Annotated in this window: 20 protein-coding genes; 5 read left to right on the top strand and 15 right to left on the bottom strand. The window is 29.2% G+C overall.

All coding sequences use genetic code 11. The features are described from left to right. The first annotated feature begins 123 nt into the window (after nucleotides 1–123). From IC219_RS21610 to IC219_RS02250, 3 genes are all read left to right on the top strand, one after another. Nucleotides 124–258 carry a hypothetical protein gene (locus IC219_RS21610; RefSeq protein WP_009889851.1) on the top strand — a complete coding sequence of 45 codons (135 nt, stop codon included), beginning with the start codon at nucleotides 124–126 and terminating at the stop codon, nucleotides 256–258. A gap of 221 nt (nucleotides 259–479) precedes the next feature. After that, nucleotides 480–923: a deoxycytidylate deaminase gene (locus IC219_RS02255; RefSeq protein WP_227435208.1), complete on the top strand. Its 444-nt coding sequence runs from the start codon at nucleotides 480–482 to the stop codon at nucleotides 921–923. 132 nt (nucleotides 924–1055) lie between these two features. After that, entirely contained in the window at nucleotides 1056–1838 is a 783-nt protein-coding gene (locus IC219_RS02250) for an N-acetylmuramoyl-L-alanine amidase (RefSeq protein ID WP_227830546.1), read from the top strand. A gap of 160 nt (nucleotides 1839–1998) precedes the next feature. On the opposite strand, the gene IC219_RS02245 is transcribed toward IC219_RS02250, so the two are convergent. The 3 genes from IC219_RS02245 to IC219_RS02235 form a co-directional block, all read right to left on the bottom strand. Next, complete coding sequence (locus tag IC219_RS02245; protein ID WP_227435212.1) at nucleotides 1999–2352, bottom strand: hypothetical protein; 354 nt, start codon at nucleotides 2350–2352, stop codon at nucleotides 1999–2001. Between the two features lie 2 nt (nucleotides 2353–2354). Next, nucleotides 2355–2738: a YtxH domain-containing protein gene (locus IC219_RS02240; RefSeq protein ID WP_227482660.1), complete on the bottom strand. Its 384-nt coding sequence runs from the start codon at nucleotides 2736–2738 to the stop codon at nucleotides 2355–2357. A gap of 534 nt (nucleotides 2739–3272) precedes the next feature. Continuing rightward, nucleotides 3273–3656, bottom strand: coding sequence for a PBECR2 nuclease fold domain-containing protein (locus IC219_RS02235; RefSeq protein ID WP_227830545.1), 384 nt, complete (start codon nucleotides 3654–3656; stop codon nucleotides 3273–3275). 438 nt (nucleotides 3657–4094) lie between these two features. Here IC219_RS02235 and IC219_RS02230 point away from each other — a divergent pair, with 438 nt between their 5' ends. Then, complete coding sequence (locus IC219_RS02230; protein WP_255612871.1) at nucleotides 4095–4583, top strand: prolyl-tRNA synthetase associated domain-containing protein; 489 nt, start codon at nucleotides 4095–4097, stop codon at nucleotides 4581–4583. A 230-nt stretch (nucleotides 4584–4813) separates the two neighbouring features. Here IC219_RS02230 and IC219_RS02225 read toward each other — a convergent pair whose 3' ends face one another. From IC219_RS02225 to IC219_RS02205, 5 genes are all read right to left on the bottom strand, one after another. Then, complete coding sequence (locus IC219_RS02225; RefSeq protein ID WP_227830544.1) at nucleotides 4814–7360, bottom strand: FtsX-like permease family protein; 2547 nt, start codon at nucleotides 7358–7360, stop codon at nucleotides 4814–4816. 8 nt (nucleotides 7361–7368) lie between these two features. Beyond that, nucleotides 7369–8046 (bottom strand): ABC transporter ATP-binding protein, encoded by a 678-nt coding sequence (locus IC219_RS02220; RefSeq protein ID WP_227437334.1) that lies wholly within the window; start codon nucleotides 8044–8046, stop codon nucleotides 7369–7371. Nucleotides 8047–8128: 82 nt separating this feature from the next. Further along, complete coding sequence (locus IC219_RS02215; RefSeq protein WP_227437332.1) at nucleotides 8129–9118, bottom strand: sensor histidine kinase; 990 nt, start codon at nucleotides 9116–9118, stop codon at nucleotides 8129–8131. Continuing rightward, nucleotides 9105–9791 (bottom strand): response regulator transcription factor, encoded by a 687-nt coding sequence (locus IC219_RS02210; protein ID WP_227830543.1) that lies wholly within the window; start codon nucleotides 9789–9791, stop codon nucleotides 9105–9107. The genes IC219_RS02215 and IC219_RS02210 overlap by 14 nt, the downstream gene beginning before the upstream one ends. Nucleotides 9792–10306: 515 nt before the next feature. Continuing rightward, nucleotides 10307–11041 (bottom strand): class I SAM-dependent methyltransferase, encoded by a 735-nt coding sequence (locus tag IC219_RS02205; protein ID WP_227437328.1) that lies wholly within the window; start codon nucleotides 11039–11041, stop codon nucleotides 10307–10309. A 380-nt stretch (nucleotides 11042–11421) separates the two neighbouring features. On the opposite strand from IC219_RS02205, the gene IC219_RS02200 reads away from it, so the two are divergent. After that, nucleotides 11422–12471: an ABC transporter substrate-binding protein gene (locus IC219_RS02200; protein ID WP_227836236.1), complete on the top strand. Its 1050-nt coding sequence runs from the start codon at nucleotides 11422–11424 to the stop codon at nucleotides 12469–12471. A gap of 130 nt (nucleotides 12472–12601) precedes the next feature. Here the strand turns inward: IC219_RS02200 and IC219_RS02195 are convergent, their stop codons facing one another. The 7 genes from IC219_RS02195 to IC219_RS02165 form a co-directional block, all read right to left on the bottom strand. Next, complete coding sequence (locus IC219_RS02195; protein WP_227436116.1) at nucleotides 12602–12949, bottom strand: cupin domain-containing protein; 348 nt, start codon at nucleotides 12947–12949, stop codon at nucleotides 12602–12604. A 198-nt stretch (nucleotides 12950–13147) separates the two neighbouring features. Further along, nucleotides 13148–14170, bottom strand: coding sequence for a M56 family metallopeptidase (locus tag IC219_RS02190; protein WP_227483101.1), 1023 nt, complete (start codon nucleotides 14168–14170; stop codon nucleotides 13148–13150). 1133 nt (nucleotides 14171–15303) lie between these two features. Then, complete coding sequence (locus IC219_RS02185; protein WP_227436112.1) at nucleotides 15304–15513, bottom strand: helix-turn-helix transcriptional regulator; 210 nt, start codon at nucleotides 15511–15513, stop codon at nucleotides 15304–15306. A gap of 11 nt (nucleotides 15514–15524) precedes the next feature. Then, nucleotides 15525–15854, bottom strand: coding sequence for a DUF6442 family protein (locus IC219_RS02180; RefSeq protein WP_227436111.1), 330 nt, complete (start codon nucleotides 15852–15854; stop codon nucleotides 15525–15527). Between the two features lie 15 nt (nucleotides 15855–15869). Further along, nucleotides 15870–16181 carry a DUF6442 family protein gene (locus IC219_RS02175; protein WP_227436109.1) on the bottom strand — a complete coding sequence of 104 codons (312 nt, stop codon included), beginning with the start codon at nucleotides 16179–16181 and terminating at the stop codon, nucleotides 15870–15872. A 278-nt stretch (nucleotides 16182–16459) separates the two neighbouring features. Beyond that, a complete protein-coding gene (locus IC219_RS02170) occupies nucleotides 16460–17197 on the bottom strand; it encodes a YdcF family protein (protein ID WP_227823876.1) in 738 nt (245 codons plus the stop codon). A gap of 16 nt (nucleotides 17198–17213) precedes the next feature. Further along, a complete protein-coding gene (locus IC219_RS02165) occupies nucleotides 17214–20663 on the bottom strand; it encodes a PAS domain-containing protein (RefSeq protein WP_227831892.1) in 3450 nt (1149 codons plus the stop codon). Nucleotides 20664–20685 lie beyond the last annotated feature (22 nt).

The following is a 20685-nucleotide window of genomic DNA, read 5'->3' as shown; positions in this document are numbered from 1 at the left end:
CGCATAAAAATAAAAGGAATTCATAAGTTATATGTTGTATAGATATTGTAGTAGATGTAATATGTAAGAAATTTCAGCACTATTTATATTCTGTACAAAAAGATACTTGAAGGGAGATTGAAAATGGGAATATTAGAAGGAGCTGCAATGATAAGAGAAATTGCAATTAAAATAGCCAAAGAAAAAGGTATTACAGAACAAAAGGCATGGCCTGAAGCTGTAAAAGAGTTTAAAGAAAAATATGAACTTGTGTTATAAGTTTTGATTATAAAAAACTGTCTTGATTTTATTAAGACAGTTTTCATATTTTATGATGAAAATTTTATAAAAAGTTTAATGAAATAAGATTTAATTATTAAAAAAACAATTTAAAATTTATTTTATCTTTTATACTTTTAGCTATAAAACAAATTTGTTTTTAATACTGTTTTTGAGGTATAAATCTTATATATTAAAGATAAGATTTGGAGGTATTTAGTTTGGAAAGTAAACTTGAAAATAGATGTTCATGGCAAGAGTATTTTATGAGATTATGTGAGACAGTAGCTGAAAGAGGTACTTGTGACAGAGCTTATGTTGGAGCTATAATTGTTAACTCAGAAAACAGAATCGTATCTACTGGATACAATGGTAGTATATCTGGAGATAATCACTGTAGTGAAGTTGGTCATGAGATGAGAGATGGTCATTGTATTAGAACCATTCATGCCGAACAAAATGCCCTTTACTATTGTGCTAAAGAAGGCATATCAGTTAAAGATTGTTCTATTTATGTAACCCATTTTCCTTGTTTAAATTGTACTAAGGCCATAATTCAATCTGGAATTAAACATATCTACTATAAAACTGGATATAGGATGGATGAATATGCCTTGAGATTATTACAATCAAGCAATGTGTTATATACAAAATTGCAATTTTAATACTTACACATATTATTCTATAATTTTACAAAATATTTTATATTAGATAATTAAAGTATAAAAAGAAACAAAATTTTAAATTGTGCATATATTAAATAGAAGTTAAATTTAATCATAAAGGAGATGTATAATTTGAAAGTAGTAGTAATACCAGGGCACACTTTAACTGGGAAAGGTACAGGAGCTGTAGGATATATAAACGAAAGTAAAGAAACAAGAATAATGAATGACTTAATAGTTAAATGGCTTAAATTAGGAGGGGCTACTGTTTATACAGGAAAAGTTGATGCATCAAATAATCATTTAGCTGACCAATGTGCTATAGCAAATAAACAAGAAGCTGATTTAGCTGTTCAGATTCATTTTAATGCAAATGTTACAACTTCAGCCCCAGAAGGTACAGAAACTATATATAAATCTAATAATGGAAAAGCATATGCAGAAAAGGTAAATGCTAAACTAGCTACAGTATTTAAAAATAGAGGTGCAAAATCTGATGTTAGAGATCTTTATTGGCTTAATCACACTAACGCAACAGCTATACTAATAGAAGTATGCTTTGTAGATAGCAAAGCAGATACAGATTACTATGTTAATAATAAAGATAAAGTTGCTAAGTTAATAGCAGAAGGAATATTAAATAAATCTATATCAAATTCTCAAGGGGGAGATAAAGTGTATGAAAATGTAATAGTTTATAAGGGGGATGCTGATAAAGTTGCTGCTCAAATTTTATACTGGCAATTGAAAGATGCTTTAGTAGTAGAAGCATCTAGCTATAAGCAAGGTTTAGGCAAAAAAGTTTATGTTGTAGGTGGAGAAGCTAATAATCTTGTAAAAGGTGATGTAATAATAAATGGTGCTGATAGATATGAAACTGTAAAATTAGCATTAAGACAAGTAGGTAAGTTATAAAATAGATATTATTTTATAAATATATAATAAAAAGATGTATCTACTTATTATGTTTATTCATCAATAGATACATCTTTATTTATTTGTACTTTATAAAGTATTTTCTGTAAAATTAGTTTAGTAAAGTTTTAAATTCACAGAAATACTAAAGCTTATCGTATTAATATTTTTTATCCGAAAAAATATTTTTAATTATAGTTAATATATCAACTATGACATCCATATTTGATTTAACGCTGTCTTTAGTAACAAGAAAGTCTGCTGTAACTTCAGTAACAGCCTCTGTTACATCTTTCATATTCTCGCCTACTTCTCCAAAACTATCTACAACACTAGGAAGATTATTTAAAGTTGTATTTATATTTTGAGTATTTTCATTTAATACATTTCCAACAGTATTTAAAATCTTATGTAATTTAGCAAGTACAATAATTAAATAAATTAAAGCGATACACCCAAGTATAGCTAATAATACATATATTATACTAATATTAATTGTTATTGTGTTATTCATTGTTATTCCTCAGTGACACTTACTGGTTCAACAATGTCTATTACTTTATCTTCCTCGCTAGAATCTTCAACACGTTTTTTATTATCTATATAATTTCTTATCTTTTGCTTTGATTCAATGAAATTTCCTTTTCTGTCTTCTAATTTCTCAGACATCTTACCTTTTACATCCACTGTTTTCATGTTTATTTTATCCGCAATTTGTTGAGATGCATCTTTTATATCTTCTCTTGTTTCTTTTCCTGATTTAGGTGCTAGTAATACTCCTCCAACTGCACCAGTAACAGCTCCTAATACGACACCAGCCGTTGCAATTTTAGCTTGTTTGGCTTTTTCAGCTCTTTGTTTAGCTTTTCTTTTATCTTCTATTTTTTTTGATAAGCTCATATCCAATCGCTCCTTATTATAATATTTCTAAATATTATAATACATTTTTTTCCATAATGATATAGTTTCTAACTAAATTTTTAAAAACTAATAAAAAGTTCTTTCTAGTATTTATATATATAATAAGAATTCTAAACTACATTCCAAAAATTCTATAATATAAGTATCTGAAAACTCTTTAATATAAGTCTCCTACTCTTTCACTGTATATCAAAAATTTTGATGCAGTTTCTAAATACAATTCTTCATTAGCGTTTAAACATCTTATTTCTTTTGTGCTAAATATATCCATATTTTTTAACCCTTTTAAATAAATTAATTAAAAACAATAAGAGAGGAATTAATCCTCTCTTTTAAATTTAATTAGATTTGGCAGGGCGGCGTATCCTGCATCTCTATTAACTACCCTATAAGCAGCGTATTGGGTGCCTTTTCCAACCTCAAATCTAATAAATAAATATTTACATATATATTTATATTATAACTTATTTGATAATATTTTTCAATGCTTTAGGAAAAATTAATAATATTATGTTAACCATCATATTGTAATACTCTTCCACTACTAATTCTACTTTCTAATTTTGCTTCTTTTATGGCATATAATGAAGAGACATATAGATATCCCTTTTTTGTATCTAGTTCTGTAGCAACTAATATATAATCATCAAGTTTTTTTACAAATTCTACACTTTTACCAGGTTTTTTAGGATGACTTCCTATATACTCAGGAGATTTTAGCACTGTTTTTATAGTTTCTAGTATATCATTAAAAATGTCTTTACTCAATTGACCTCTATGTTTTTTCTTTATATGTTTTATAACACCAGAAGAAGCATAAATTTTACCAGTATATTTAATTCCAGCGAGTTCAGCTAATTCTTCATCTATGATTCCAACAACTTTGTCTGTAGACATATAAAGCACATTCCTTTCTAAGATAATTTATTGCTAAAATTATTAAAATTAAATATCTATATTTAAAGTATAGTTTATTCGAAAAAGAAAAGATAGTATAATATAGTTTTTTCATATCTGACCTTACATAACCTCTTTTTATATGATTTATAAATGGTAACTAAGGCTCTATTTTCAAATTATTTTTGGAAAATTTTTAGTTTTTTAAGCTTATATTATATATATCATTTTTTACTTGAAAATATATATATTCTGAATTATTATAATAGTAAGAATTGAAATGAAATTAGGTAAGGCTGTTGAAAGATTTTATGATTAGATATGGAGAAAGTATAGTAGACTTTTGTTTATATAGAATAATAATGCATGTTTTATTTTAAAGTGTTCTATGATAATATTATTTTTATATATCAAATAAATTACCAACAGGAGGAAATTATGAACGCTCAACAAGAAATATATAAAAAATTGGATGAACTAAATATATCTTATGAAATTGTAAATCATCCTGCAGTCTATACAATTGATGAAATGGAACAATTAAAAACACTACAAATGGAGTTTGTTGTAAAAAATTTATTCCTTCGTGATTCTAAGGGCAAAGAGCACTTTTTAGTTGTCTTAGGTAAAGATAAAAAAGCAGATTTAAAGGATATACGCCAAAAAATTGATAGTAAACCTCTTAGTTTCGCTTCTGAAGAAAGACTTGAAAAATATCTAAAACTTACTAAGGGAGCTGTAACACCTTTTGGTATACTAAATGATACTGATGCTATTGTAAAAATTGTATTTGATAAAGATTTATTGAAAATGGATAAAATAGGTATACATCCAAATGACAATACTGCCACTGTATTTTTAAAGTTTGAAGATTTAAAAAGGATTATAGAAAAAAATGGAAATGAAATATACTATGTAGAAGTATAGGTTTATTATTTTACATATAATAAATGATAGATAAAGTGGGTACCTCAAAATAAAAATTTGAGTCATCCACTTTTTTATACAAAAAATAGAAAGGGGGGTTCATAAGAACCCCTAGTATAATTCACACTACTTTCATAGGATGAACTCTGTATTTTCAATGTTTAAATCGCCTTTTGGGACAATTGTGAATCATTTGAACTCAATCACGCAGGTATCTCTTTTATTTTCTATTAAGTCATATCATCCCTAAGCGCATCAATAATATTTTCTCTTTTTATTTTACTAATGGCATACAACATTGTAATGAACACTATAAAGAGAACGACAAACACGCTGATTCCGATACTGGTCCATGGAAGTACAAAATCTATATCATCTTTGACCATTCCTTTATGAATTAGCCAGGAAGAAATTACAGCTATAGGAAGTCCAAAGAGCAGCGACCTCATGCCATAAAAGGCACACTCAAAATTCATCATCTTCTGAAAATCGCGTTCAGACATTCCCACAGAGCGAAGCATGGCAAGTTCACGACGGCGTAGCTTGATATTTGTGGAAATTGTGTTGAATACATTGGCTACTGCAATCAGCGAGATCATAATTATAAAAGTATATGCGAACACGTTGGCAATAAAGATGTAATTACGGTTTTCGTCCATCATTCCATACATATTGTACAGGTTATACTCAGCCGTAATCCCTTCGCTCTCGATGATTTTCTCCATTTCTGCAACTGACTGATTGGGATTCTTTGATTTAAAACTCAAGCTTTTAATTCCTTTAGAAATACTTGGAGTCTCAAACGAATCTTTGACCGAATAAGGTGCCAACACCCTGAAGCAGGCTTTCCTCATCTTTGAGTTTCTGACACCTGGTGGAGAATCAGGTGGCACGACTTTTACAAATGAAATGTTTACATTTTGCCTATCGACTGTGTTCGACTTGCTATCAGCTTCAGAAGTAAGTTTAAGATTTATGGAAGAATTTGTGAAGATATCAATAGTATGGTCATCCTCCACCATCATGGAAACGGCAATCATTTTTGCATTTTGCCCAGTGTACTCTTCTGTTGGCAACCCCAGACTTTTGATAATATTCAGATAAGTACTGTCATCAAGAAACTGCATATCTACTGGCATATCAACCGTTTCAGATGGCGAATGTGAACCCTCATAGTTCAAGTAATCATCTGTAAGTTCACTTACTTTAACAACACATGAATAGGTCATAAGTTCTTGATACAAGCCTTCATACACACCATTGGCAGTCTTCAGCTTATCGTATAGCTGTAGCATTTTACTGTCATTCATGTCCTGCGTGGAAAAAATGATGTCCTGGTCAGTAACCTCTGACGCCTGATTTGAAACCTGTTTCAAATCAGCTACCAAAGCACTAGTCGATATGAACAGCACTATACTTAAAACAAGCGATAGCACAATACTACGATAGCGTTTCTTGTTTCTTTTAAAATTCTTCAGCGCCAGAGTTCCCTCCAGACCGTAAATACGCTGTGCAAGCTTTGATATCCTTACTGCTTTGGATTCAATTTTCACCTCGTTCGTCTGGCGAATACACTCCATCACTGGTTTGCTGGAAGCCTTTCTAGCTGGAATATAAGCCGATATCAAGATGGTAACCATGCTGACCACTGCCGCAACAACGATTGCTGGGATGGACAACGTCAAGGTCAAAGGTACATTGGTGTAGAGAACATTTGCGAAATTTTTGGAGATAACAGAAATAACAAGTCCAATACTAACTATACCAACCGCAACACCAATTGGTATGCCAACAGCACCAATGCAAAGACCTTCAAATAAAACTGAATTACGTAGCTGCTTTGCTGTAGCTCCAACAGATGAAAGGATTCCAAACTGCTGTGTGCGTTCGTTCAACGACATGTTAAACGAATTATATATCAGAAAAATCGAGCCGAGCATGATTATGGCGACCACAATACCACCAACTGAGTACAAAAGCATATTGAACAAGTTATTGTCGGAAATACCCATGAAACGCAACACATTATCATTTAAAACGTAAGCATGGTCTCCAGTACTGTTTGTATATGAATGAACCTTACGTGGATTTTTCAACGTGACAAACAGGCTAAGGCTGTCAGCCTTGATTTGTGCATCCGCTTTGGTTATCAATGTGTATCCTGGTGCGGAAGATTCCTCAAAGACAGGCCTTTGGCAGGTACCAACAACTGTGTAGCTTCTCTCGCCTTGTGGAACAAGAGTTTCATTTCCAGCAGTATATTGGTCACTCTGACTAAGCTTCTCATTTCCATTCATACGGTTTCCCACAGGCAAAGAAATAGTGTCGCCCACTGCGAATTTGACACCACCATCTGTTGCAACTTTACCCGAAACAAGAATCTCTCCACTGTTTTCAGGTAATCTGCCAGAAATCAAAGTTATAGGCAAAGTATCAAAGGCTTTTTCGCTGAATCCAGCTATAAAAAGATACGGTTTGTTTGGGTTTTTGTTGCCATCAAGCTTTGCATAGCCAATATTTTCAAATGTTGCGGTATTTGCAACTTTATCATTTCCTATCTGTTTCTGTACGAAAGAGGAATTAACATCCAAAAACTCAACATGCCAACCACCATATTTCTCAATCGAACCATTTACCATATAGTTTTGCAGGGAAATGGCAAGTGTAGCGACTGCTGTAATCATAGCAGCAGACAGAACAACTCCGATAACTGTTACAATCGTTCGTGTGCGTCTCTTTTTCATGTTTTGCAGTGCAACTTTGTTGAAAATGTTCATGGATATACCTACCTCCTTTCATCTCGCGTCACTTTGCCATCTGATATGCAGATAATGCGGTCTGCTTGCAGGGCTATATTTTCGTCATGCGTTACAATGATAAGGGTTTGACGATATTTTTTATTGCTTAATTTCAATAGATTGATAATTTCATGTCCATTTCGGCTGTCTAAACTACCTGTGGGTTCATCAGCAAGCATTACCGCTGGGGCATTCATTAAAGCACGTCCTATGGAAACACGCTGTTGCTGACCGCCAGAAAGCTGATTTGGTAAATGCGTTTTGCGGTCTTTTAGCCCAAGTAGGTCCATCAAGTCATTTAAGCGTTCCTCATTGACCTTTCGCTTGTCCATCAGTATAGGTAAAGTGATGTTTTCCACAACATTCAGAGTTGGAATAAGGTTATGAAATTGGTAAATCAGTCCGACTTGTCGCCTACGGAAAATGGCCAGCTTTTCATTGCTTTGGGCATATACATCCTGACCGTCCAAATACACCTTTCCGCTTGTTGGTACGTCCACTCCACCGATGATATGAAGTAATGTGGATTTTCCTGAGCCAGATGAACCAATGATTGCAGTAAACTCCCCCTTTTCTATTGTAAGCGAAACATTATCAAGTGCGGTAACTTTGTTCTCGCCCTTGCCGTAGACCTTGCATAGATTTTCAATTTTTAAGAACTCCATTATGTAAGTCTCCTTTCTTATGGTTTAACCATATAATATAACTTTCAACTTACATCTGTGTGACTTTCAGGTGAGAGATTAGTCACTTTGGGAAACGAATTACAAATATCGCGCCACCTTTTTGGTGATTTTTTGCAGTAATCGTCCCTCCCTGTCGTGTTATAATTATTTTACAGAGTGCCAATCCAATCCCATATCCTGTGGCTTCTGCGTTTTTACCACGATAAAATCTATCAAACAAATAAGGTAAATCTTCTTTTTCAAATCCTGTGCCACTGTCATGGATAGTAATCTCAGTAAATAGCGGATTATCCTCACAAACAATCTCAATCTTCCCATTATCGCCTGCACTTTCCATACAATTTTTGAGGATATTCTGAATTGCTTCTGAAAGCCAACCCGAATCACCCTGAATAATCATTCCTTTAGGCACATCTATTTGTAAAGCAATGTTATGCAGTTCAATTGGAATTAGAAATGGTCGAAGTGAGTTGTATATCAAGTTGTTCACATCTATCTGCTCGCTTTGGAAAACTACAATACCTGCGTCTAAGCGAGATAACTTCAATAGGGAAGTAATCAACCAATCCATCTTTACAAATAATTCCTCTGTTTCCCTCACCAATGCCTTTCGTTGATTTTCATCAGAGCTATTTGATAGCAATGACAGAATAATATTCGCGGATGTAAGAGGTGTGCGGAGTTGGTGGGCTATGTCAGCCAACGAATCAGCAAGATGTTCTTTTTCTTTTTTCAGCGCATCGTTTTGTTCCCGAATACATAGTGTCATTTTTGTTATCTCGCTGTGCAGAATGGAAAGTTCGCCCTCGTCCGATTCACCAATATACAGATGGTCAGCATTATGAAGCACAAGATCAATTTGATTAGAAATCTGTGCAATATTTTTATATCGAGCTTTGGTAAAAGAGAAAAACGCTAAACCAAAGGCAGTAACAGAAATAATAGAAAGGATTCCAGCCACCATATTTATTGTAAATCCAAGCGTTACAGTGGTGACAGCCATTAAAGAGAATAAAATAGCAAACTGCTTAAACTCTCTATTTCGAAGCATAATCGTCCCCCAATCTATACCCTGTCCCACGAACAGTCAGAATTATTTGTGGGCTTGCTGGGTCGCTCTCTATCTTCTCCCTCAAGCGCTTTATGTACACAGTTAATGTATTATCATTGACAAACTCACCCGCCGCGTCCCATAATTCATCAAGGAGCCTGCTCCTCGTGATAATACTTTTTGGGTTATTAATAAACACCAACAACAAGCGGTACTCTAAAGCTGAAAGAAAAACCTCATTGCTGTTTTTTTTCACAACGCCACTTGTCATATCGACATGAAGCCCACAGATTTCAAAAGCCGCTTCTGAACGTCCGTTTTTTCGTAGGGCAGTTCCAATTCGCGCAATCAATTCACGTGGACGAAAAGGCTTTGTTATATAGTCATCTGCGCCTATATTCAGCCCAGTAACAACACTCGCCTCATCGCCTGAAGCTGTCAGAAAGATAACAGGAACATCTTGCATTTCTTTGATTTCTGTGCAAACTGTAAAACCATTTCCGTCAGGTAAGGAAATATCAATTAACGCCAAGTCAAATTTATTACTGGAAAGCATGGCAATAGCTTCACCTCGTGTAGGAGCGTGAGTGACTTCAAATCCTTCTGAGTGCAGCAAAAGCATAAGATTTTTAGCGATTGCTTTATCGTCCTCAACCAAAAATATTCGTTTCATTTGTTTTCACCATCCTTTACTTTACTATTTCTATATCGTCCATCAGCTGAAACAAATCACATATTCTTCATTTTTTTGTTTACTTAACCCGCTCAGCAGAGTAATTTCATATCACTATTATGTATGCAATTTCCCAATTTTTCAAGGATTCTTTTGTTGTTATATAGCTCACGCGTAACACCTCCATTGCTATATTATATTTCTTTTGATGGAAATACACAAGTTGAGGTCTGGGTAAAACTGCTTTAACAAGCATCTTTACATTTGAAAATAGTTCTCCATAATGAAATCAATTTTCGAAAGTTCTCATTTTGCATTGTTATGGAAAGTAACCATATTCCTGTAAATACAGGTTTGATAAATGCCTTACCTATATTTACAGTGTCAAATGTACATGTTTATAGTGTAATAAAGAGGGTGAAAGCAACAAGTGCTTTCACCCTCTTTGAATATATAGCTTGTGTCACCCAATAGAATCCCATAATCACTTGCAATCAAAATTCCACTATTTTTTATTACTTTTTCCTTGCAGAAACAAGTAACATCATAGGTCTACGTAATTCATCTTTCATTTCAGGAATCGTATTTAATAATTTCTCTTCTGGTTGAGGTTCGATTATTTCTAATATCTCAAATCCAGTTTTAACTAAAGTATTTAGATAAGTAGTTAATGTTTTATGATATTTTATAACTTCTTCCCCTAAAAAATTTGATTTTCGAAGTCCCTCTATAAAATAGTTATCTACTGGCCAGTGTAAATTGTTTCCATCTTTATCACAGTACCATTCTTGAGCTCCATATGCAGTGAATATAGGATGTTCAACTGAAAATACAAAATCTCCTCCGCTTGAAAGACAATTGCTTATATTTTTACATATATCTTCAAATGATTGAATATAATGAAAAGCCAAAGAACTAATTACTACATCAAAGCAATCTTTTGGGAAGTCTATATCTTCAATAGGCATACATATGTATTTTATATTATCAAATTTGGTTTTATTTCTTGCTTCTTTTAGCATCTTTTCTGAAATATCAATTCCAATAGCAGACTCTGCACCATTTTCAACTGCATATTGACAGTGCCATCCAAAACCGCACCCTAAATCTAATACTCGTTTCCCCTCAAAATCAGGTAACATTTTTTTTAGAGTATGCCATTCTCCAGCACCTTCAAGACCTTTTTTAGAGCGTTCCATATCACTGTATTTACAAAAAAATTCATCATTATCATATTTATTTTGTTTCATTTAATTTCCTCCATTTTAACTGTACTTGTTTAACTATATTTGCCAAAATATAAAATGCAAATCTTCACTACTTTACACAATAACATTTTTTAAATTTATAAAATTAAATTATTATTTATATGAATTAATTTAATATCTATTATTAATAAATTTTGTGCCTATATAATTTATATAAAAACATTACTGTTTTAATTTTATATCTTAATTTACAAATAATCAATACAATCTATTTAATATAATCGATTACTTGAAAAATTCAAATATAAAAATTATTTTTAAATTATTGTAGAAATAAATTCTATAGGTATATATTTTTGTAACAACTACAACAAATATTTAATATTATATATTATTCGGATGTCTTATGGGAGGTATTTATTATGTTTAAAAAAATAATCGCAATTGCAAGTTCTATTGTTATGAGCACAATATGCTTAACTGGATGTGATTTTAACTCTAATGATGAAAATGATAAGTCTGCTTCATCTAAAGACTTAGATAAAGTAACTATTGCAGAAGTTACTCATTCTGTTTTTTATGCCCCACAATATGCTGCTATTACAAAAGGATTCTTCGAGGATGAAGGAATAAAGGTTGACCTTATAAATACTCAAGGTGCGGATAAAACTATGGCAGCTTTAATTTCAGGTGAAGCAAATGTAGGCTTAATGGGTCCTGAAGCTTCCATATATGTATATAATCAAAACAAAAACGATTATGCTGTAAACTTTGCACAATTAACTAAAAGAGATGGTAGTTTTTTAGTTGCCAGAGAAAAGATGCCTAATTTCTCCTATAATGATTTAAAAGGAAAAGAAATATTAGGTGGTAGAAAAGGTGGCGTTCCACTAATGACTTTTGAATATGTTCTAAAAGACAAAGGGCTTACTATTGGAGAAAATTTAAAAGCAGGCAATGTCAACGTAAGAACTGATGTACAATTTGGAGTAATGGCTGGGGCTTTTGCAGGTGGTGAAGGTGACTTTACAACAGCGTTTGAACCTACAGCAACTGCCATGGAAAAAGAAGGCAGCGGATATATAGTAACATCTATAGGAAAAGATTCTGGAGAAATACCATTTACAGCTTACTCTACTACTAGATCTTACATGAAAAATAATAAAGATTTAATTCAAAGATTTACAAATGCTGTTTATAGAGGTCAATTATGGGTTCAAAAAGCTCCTAGTAAAGAAATCGCCGAAGCTATGCAACCTTTCTTTGAAGATATATCTCTAGAAGATTTAGTAACAGTTGTAGATAGATATAAGTCAATAGATGCATGGTCTCAAAACCCTGTATTAAAAGAGGAAGGTTTAAATAAACTAATGGATGTTATGAAAGAAGCTAAGGAATTAGACAAAGAAGCCCCTTACAAAGACATAGTAAATACTGAATTTGCAAATAATGCAATAAAAAATATAAAATAAATATGCATCAGTTTTAACTAAAAACTTACAAAAATTATAAAAAGAGTCTTTTAAAAGACTCTTTTTATAATTGAGATTAAAGTTTATATTAAAAAATAGAAATTAAAGTATCGTAAAGATACCTATATATCTATCCTCTGTATTCTGCTCCAGCATTGATTTTTGTAATTTGAACAGCAACCATTTCCTCATTGCTTCCATTAGTAATTTCATGCCATTCTCCTGTTGGTACAAAAACAGTATCACCTTGTTTTACATCACACTCATGTTCTCCAAGTTTCATTTTCCCTTCTCCTTTTAAGAACACAAATATTTGTTCACCATTAGGATGTCTATGGGCATTAAGAACTTGATTAGGTTTAAAATAATAAACTTCTGAAGTTATATCATTACCAGCAAATACTGGTATTTTTGGTACTGCTGCATCATTATATTGAGCTAAGCTTCCATCTAATAGATTCTTTTTATTTTCATGCATACTATAAATACCTCTTTTCTATATTATAGATTTACTATTATTATTCCAATATAAAAAAATAGTATTCTCCTTATACATAATAGGAATAAAATTCTTTTACTTGTAACTATGACTCCTTAATATAAATTAAATTTTTTAATGTTTTTATTAAACTTACATCTTAACCTTTTAACACAGAAATTATTTCATTACATATATTTAATGATTATCTTGATTTTCTATTCTAATGTTTTTTTCATAGGTTGGTTTACTTTTGATTCTATTTTCAATATATGTTGAATTTGAAATAGAGTTATTCAAAAAGTTTGTAGAGATAAATTCTAATTTTAAATACATTATTGATGAAAATAAACATAAAAACAATACTACAACAGTGCTTCCTTTATATTTTTCACTAAACATATAATAAACACGTTTTTGAATATCTGATTTTTGATGTAAACCAGCTACAAATTTATTTGAATAATTTAATTTTTTTCTCATCATATTTATGATAATTAAAGCATACTCTTTTTTCTCTTCTATATTACAATTTTTTAAAACTCTTTCATCACAATAAAGTTCACAATCTAAATCTATAATCTTATCCATAATATACATAAAAGGATTAAACCAATAAACACATTTTAAAAATAACACTAAATATTTAATATAAAGGTCTTTATTCTTAAAATGTATAAGTTCATGTCTAAATATCCATTCAAGTTCTTTTAATGTATATTCACATGGTGGCAAAAGAACACATGAATCAAAAAATGCAGGTGTTTCAACTTCATAAGTGTATTTAAGTTTTATATCTTTACTTATTTTTAGTTCCTTTAATAAATTTTCATAAAGCTTGATTATATCTTTATCATCTATCTCATAAGATAAATCATTAATTAAATTTTTGAGTTTTATATATTTCAAAATATTGTAAATTAAATATACTATTGCACCAATAATCCAAATAAATATTAAAATACCACTTTTAGAAATAGAAATATTATTAAAGTTTTCTAAGTTTATCTTTTTAATACTATCTTGATATTTCAATGTATTAAATGTAAAAGTATAATATGTAAATGGTAGCAAGAGTTTAATAACTACAATAAACCAGATATAATAATTAAATCTTTTACTAAATCTTTTAAATACACTTATTCTAAATACTAATAAAAGAATTAGGAATAAATTACTTACTAAAACCGTTCTAAAAATATCACTTAGAATCAAACTCATAGACTCTTCTCTCCTATTATATCTATTCTTCAATATGTTTATTTAACAATTTTTAAAAATCAGTTCAATATTAGTATTTTGTATTTAATTTTATGTATAAAGTAATTATAATTGTCATTAGTAAAATTTACCAGTATTATTTTGTTACTTATACTTACCAATAAACTTATTTAATTCTCTCCTTACCAAATCAGGTTTATCACGAAGCTATTTAGGCTAATTAAAATTTATTATATTAAATATAATTTATACTTAAAACTATATTATTAAAAAAAGGCATAAAATATATTATTTTATGCCTTTTTTTAATAATATAGTTTTTTCAATGCTTGTATAAACATAAATCGTTTATTTGTCAGTGAAATGTCAGTAATTTTTTTTGTTTTTTTTATTATTTTTTCATCTTTTTAGGATTCTCATAAACATTATATTTGTATTTATATTTTTAAAATTTATAGAAATCAAGTATATTAATTTACCACTCTAAATAGTTTTTACATTAAATTATTTAAACTTTATATTTTTTGTTTTAGCTATACCATATTTCTACCACAAAGAATTTATCGAATTTTATTTTCATTCAAATCCTTTTCAAATTAAAGACTCGTTGTATCGCATAAATTTCCATTAAAAATACTTGTGTTTCTATTTTTTATTTTAGCAAACTTTTCTTTTATTTTTTTAATTAAATTCATAAATTTCATTTTTATAAATTTCAGCCAAAATTTATCTCTCCGCATTTTGGATTTTAAATGCACTCTATAAAACCACGCGATGTTTTATACATATTCCATACAAACTTCCTTAAAATCTATTTAAATGCGTAATTTGATGTTTAAGCTACAAGCGAACCTAAAAAGTTAACTATATTTATATTATGTAAACTAAATTGATTTTTGAAAGCTTCATTTATATTTTTAAATAATCAAGATAAACTTGAAATTATTTTCATAGTAATTTATCTTAATATTATGAATATTTACCAGTAGTACTTTAAAGAAAAAAGGGAAGCATTACAATCTATTTAGATTAGTGCTTCTCTTTTCACTTCTTTTCTTCTTTGTTGAGTTAATAATACTTTCGCAGTTATAGTTATGAATAGGCATACTATTATTCTCATAAATTAATCCATCCTAAAAGAAAAATAAATCTTCAAACTTTTTATCTAATGCAATGCATAAAATCAATGCAAGTTTAGCAGTAGGATTGAATTGTCCTGTTTCTATTGAACTAATAGTATTACGTGATACTCCAACCATTTTTGCTAATGCTGATTGAGATAATTTTGCTTCTGACCTTGCTTCTTTCAAACTATTTTTTAATATCAATTCTTCTTTTTCCATATCACTTCTACCTATAATGTATAAATGAATTTAAAAATACATAGTGCAAAAATAATTAAAGCCCCTATACTTATCAGCAAATATTTTTTCTCATTTATCTTTCTGTAAACAACAAAATAAACAACTGATACATAGCCAGTTAATACAGCTAAAATATCATAGAATGGTGTTACTTTTTCAAGACCTCTCATGTCAGATACAACTACTTTGACTGCGAAAACAACACCACAAATAATCGCTAAAGCAATTGAACCAATTGCAGTAGCTTTTTGACTTACTGTGTTTTCAAATTCTTCGTTTTTTTCCAATTTTGCCTTGTTTAAAACAGCTTCTTTATTCATATCAATTCCCCTTTCTTAAAATACTTGTGTAATGTAATAGATAAAACTACTCAATGTTATAATAGAAGAGAGAAGGATAATAAAGCCACTCTTTTTATTTAATGCCTTAAAACTCCCATAATAGTTCCCAGTTAACCAGCCCCATAATATAGTTAATAATAAGGATAAATCAGTTGTTCTTAATTTTATAAGATTTAAGATAATGAGCGGTACTATTATACCTACAAATAATAAAGTTCCATATCGTTGACCTTTATTTAATACGAATAAATATCCCTCATCTGATTTTTCTTGTCTACTTCTTTCTAAAATTTCTTCTTTATTCATCTATATTCCCCTTTTATTGCCAAGTTTACTTGTCATTTATAATATAACACTACCAAGTTTACTTGTCAATAACTTTTGCAAAGTTTTATTGTCAAATTAAAAGTATGCAAATCTTATATAGAAATGCACGCTTTTATGATTTACCTTACTATCTTTCAGTTATCGCCTTTCTTCAAGGTCAATTCATACTTTGAAATCTGCACTGGATTTTTACATAAAAAATACTAGATATAAATTTATGATTTATATCTAGTATTTTTATTTGTCACATATCACTTTCACCTATCAAAAACAATTGTTTTCCATATTGCAAAAAATTCTCTTGTATAATATGTTGGAACAAATGAAAGCTTTGACTTACTAGCGTAAAAAGAAATATTTTTATATTCATTTCTAGATGCTAGTATTTTACTCCTAAGAACATGAAAATCAGTTGTTACAATTTTTACTTTTATATTTTTTATTCTTTTTCTACTATGCTCTTCTATCTTTAGCTTTGAATATTTAAAGTTTTCATAAGTATTTGTAGATTTATCTTCTTCTATTATTCTATTGCTATCTATACCATTTCTAACAAGATAATCTTTCATAGCTTTTGCCTCAGTTATATTTTCTCCATTACCCTTACCACCTGATACTACTACATAGCATTCACTATTAACTTTTAAATATTTTAAAGCAGTGTTTAATCTTCCCTTCAATGTAGTACTTGGTGTAGTCTTTTTTACAGAAGCTCCTAAAATCAAAAGATAATCACTTTTTGTCTCAAAACTATTTTTAGGATAAAAGATTATTAAGCTTTCAGTAATCATGAATACTATTAAGAAAACACTAATTAGTATTTTTAGCACTTTATAAAAAACCTTCTTTTCTTTAATTTTCTTTTTTAAGATTCGATAAACAATTAATAGTATTCCTATAACTAAGAAAAATCCACTAAATGAAATACCACCAAAAACTATTTTAAGATAAAAATAGTAAATTATAAATATTAAACCCAATATTAAATTAATCATATTTATATAATCCTTTTTATTTGTTTTTATATAAAGAAATATCTATGCACTCTATAAGACAGTTATATTCTCCATCTATCCAATTAATCCAACTTGCAATTGATACATTTTCTCCAAATATATTTGTCTCTGTTTTAAATTTTGAATCTCTATTTTCTTTTAATCCATTAATCGGGCAGTTATTACAAGGAATATTAGATTTTAATAATGATTTATAACATTTATCTCCTATTTTTATTTCTAAGTCTAAATTTGAGACCTTATTATTAATAAAAATAAGGTCATAAGTATTCGGATTTACTATATATATATAATTATCAATAGAATCAAGAACTTCTTTTAGTGATAGATTAGAATCTTCATATTCAATTTCACCTTTTAGACTTTCTTCTTTCACACTACCATTACTTATATCGGTTTCAAGTTTATTTTCACATATACAATCATTATAAAGTGAATACTTATCTTTTCCTTTATTCTTTGCATAATAAAGTGCCATGTCTGCTTTTTTATAAAGTTCTTCAAATACAGCTCCATGTTCTGGTACGAATGAAATTCCAACTGTACCAGATATCTTATACGTTTTTTTATTTCCAGTATAAGAATTTCTAAATATATTACATATTTTTTCTGCTTTACTTTTAGCATTTTCAAAAGATTGAATATTCTTTAAGAATACTATAAATTCATCACCACCAATACGCCCCACTATATCATTATTTCTAAATATAGGCTTTAGTTGTTTAGAAACTTCATACAAAACTTTATCTCCAAAAACATGTCCTAAATTATCATTTATTGATTTAAAATTATCTATATCAATAATTAAAAAGGCATGAATTCCTGAATTTGATTCTTCTGAATTTAGAAAATCATTAATAAGATTTTCTGTAGTACCCTTATTATATAATCCTGTTAAAGTATCTCTTTCAGCTTTTAATTTTAATTTAATTTCTTCATTTTTCTGTTCGTCGATATCTTTAATATAAGCAAGTGCTTTTATATCATTCGTAATAGAGTCTTTTATTAAATGCATTGTACAAAGTACCCAAATCATTTTATCATCTTGATTCATTCTTCTATATTCCAACTTTATTTCACTTATATTATTTTTATAGGCTTCTAATAAATGTCTACATAAAAATGTATTTAAAAAGACTTCTTTATCATCTTTATAAATAACAGTCTCTGATATAGATTTTACCATTTCAGAGTAGTCATTGCTTGGTTTAATTCCAAATTGTCGATACCAATTTTCATTACCCCTTATAAAAATATCCTTTGATACATTTATTTCATAGGTTATTATTGCTTCTGATAATATAGCGGAATGATATTTGTATGCTTGATTATATCTTATTTCTGCTTCTTTTTGTTCACTTATATCTTCTTGTATCCCAATAGCTCTTATAGGTTTACCATCTTCATCAAAAATAGTAGTTAATGTAATTTTGTTCCATATGTAGCCTTGATCTGGAACTCTTATTTTAACAACACAACTTGCAGCTTTTTCTCCACTTATTATCTTCTCATACATTTTTATAAAATCTTCACTAAAGTCTTTATAAATAATTCCTGCTTCAACTAAGGAATAAGGAACATTTTCATTTATTTTATCAATATTATAATTTTCCATACTCTTATTAGTATTTACAAGAGATTTTGTATTTATATCATACTCAAATATAATATTTGATGTTTGATTTAATGCAATTCTAAATCTTTCTTCATTAATTCTAAGTTTTTGTTCTGCATTTTTTAAATCAGTTATATCAGTTAAAATCCAAATTCCTTTTTTGCTATCATCACTATCAGTAATAAGCCTTCCTTTTAAAGAAACCCATATCATCTTGCCATCACATTTCTTTATTCTATATTCACCTACAGCGATATTTCCAATAATCAACTGATGTCTTAAATTTTCAAGAATCTTTTTTCTATCATCATAAAAAACAAGATTACATGATTTATATTGGAGTTCATCTTCTAACTGTTTACGTGTATATCCAATCATTGATAGATAACCAGAGTTAGCATATTGTATAGTAAAATCTTCATCAAATTCTGTTATAAGTATTCCGCCTAATATATTTTCTGATACCATTTCAAGTTCTAAATTCTTTTGTTCCATTTCTTTTTCTAATTGTTTTGTTTTGGTAATATCTACTGTAACACAATAAAGATATTTTTTACCATCAGGTTCTACTATAAGTTCCCCCTTATCAGATATCCAGACTATATCACCACTTTTAGTTCTAACTCTGTATTCCAATTCAATAGTTTTATTTTTATAAAGTTGTTCAGAGATTTCTTTTTTTACTCTTTCAACATCATCTTTGTGTATTATTTTATAAAAACTATTATTAAATTGCATTTTTATTTCTTCTCTTGTGTAACCAAACAAATCAACAAATCCATCACTTAAAAATTCAAACTCAAATTTTTCATCAACAGTACATTTTTGAACTCCTCCAGGAATGCTATTTGTAATAGATGATATTTCCTTATTGGCTTTTAGAATATGCTTTTGTGATTTATTATTTTTATAGAAGATATATATTATTAGTGCAATAAATAATAAGAACACCTTACAAATTAAAGAAAATGCTAATTGATTTATTTTATCAATATTTTTTCTTACAGTATATTGTGGTATTACTGAGAGAACATACCAGTCATTTACACCTATTGGTGTGTATGTTGCATAACGTTCTTTACCTTTGTATTTATATGAAATAAATCCACTCTTTTTATGTTTTGTATCTTCATATACTTTTTTATAGCTATAACCAGCATCAAAAGAAGCTTCCTTGAATATATCGTATATATTACTACTTGCTCCAACTATAGCATTTGTATGTGAAGATTTCAAAACAAATTGTCCGCTAGATTCAAATATATCTATATATCCTTCACTGTTGAAACTTGTTATGTCAATGAATTCAGCTAATTTATCATTATAGTATGAACCATATAAAACACCAATCACTTTATTTTCTTTGTATACAGGTGTAGCTATAACAAAAGTATCTTTTCCATCAATAGGAGATTTTACTACTTCAGATATGTTACTGTCTCCACTAATAGCTTTCTTAAAATATTGGTAATTTGATATATCAACAACTTTCCCATCGCTAGTACGACTTATTCCATTAGGAGAAGCAATTGATATTCTTTGAAAATCAGATTCTTTTGATATTTTAGCTAATAACGGGATTATCTCAGGATTATCTATAGTATCAAAATATGAAACCATATTCGCTATACTCTTAACAAATGATAATGAACTGTCTAGCTTTATTTTTATAGCATTAGAACTTTGTAAAGATATTTCTTTTAAACTAACTTTATTGTTTTCTTCTTCTTGAACATTAGTTTTAAATGCAAAATCAGAAAAAGAAATTATTGTGAATAAAAATATTAATATAATACTCATTACGCTTTTCAACGATTTTGCTCTTATCACTTACTTACCACCTCCAAATTAA

Origin of the sequence: Clostridioides sp. ES-W-0018-02, assembly GCF_020658175.1 — a bacterium.
In the GTDB taxonomy this organism is placed as follows: domain Bacteria; phylum Bacillota; class Clostridia; order Peptostreptococcales; family Peptostreptococcaceae; genus Clostridioides.
Note: the sequence above shows the minus strand (reverse complement) of the source record. Positions and strands in the feature narration are given on the sequence as shown.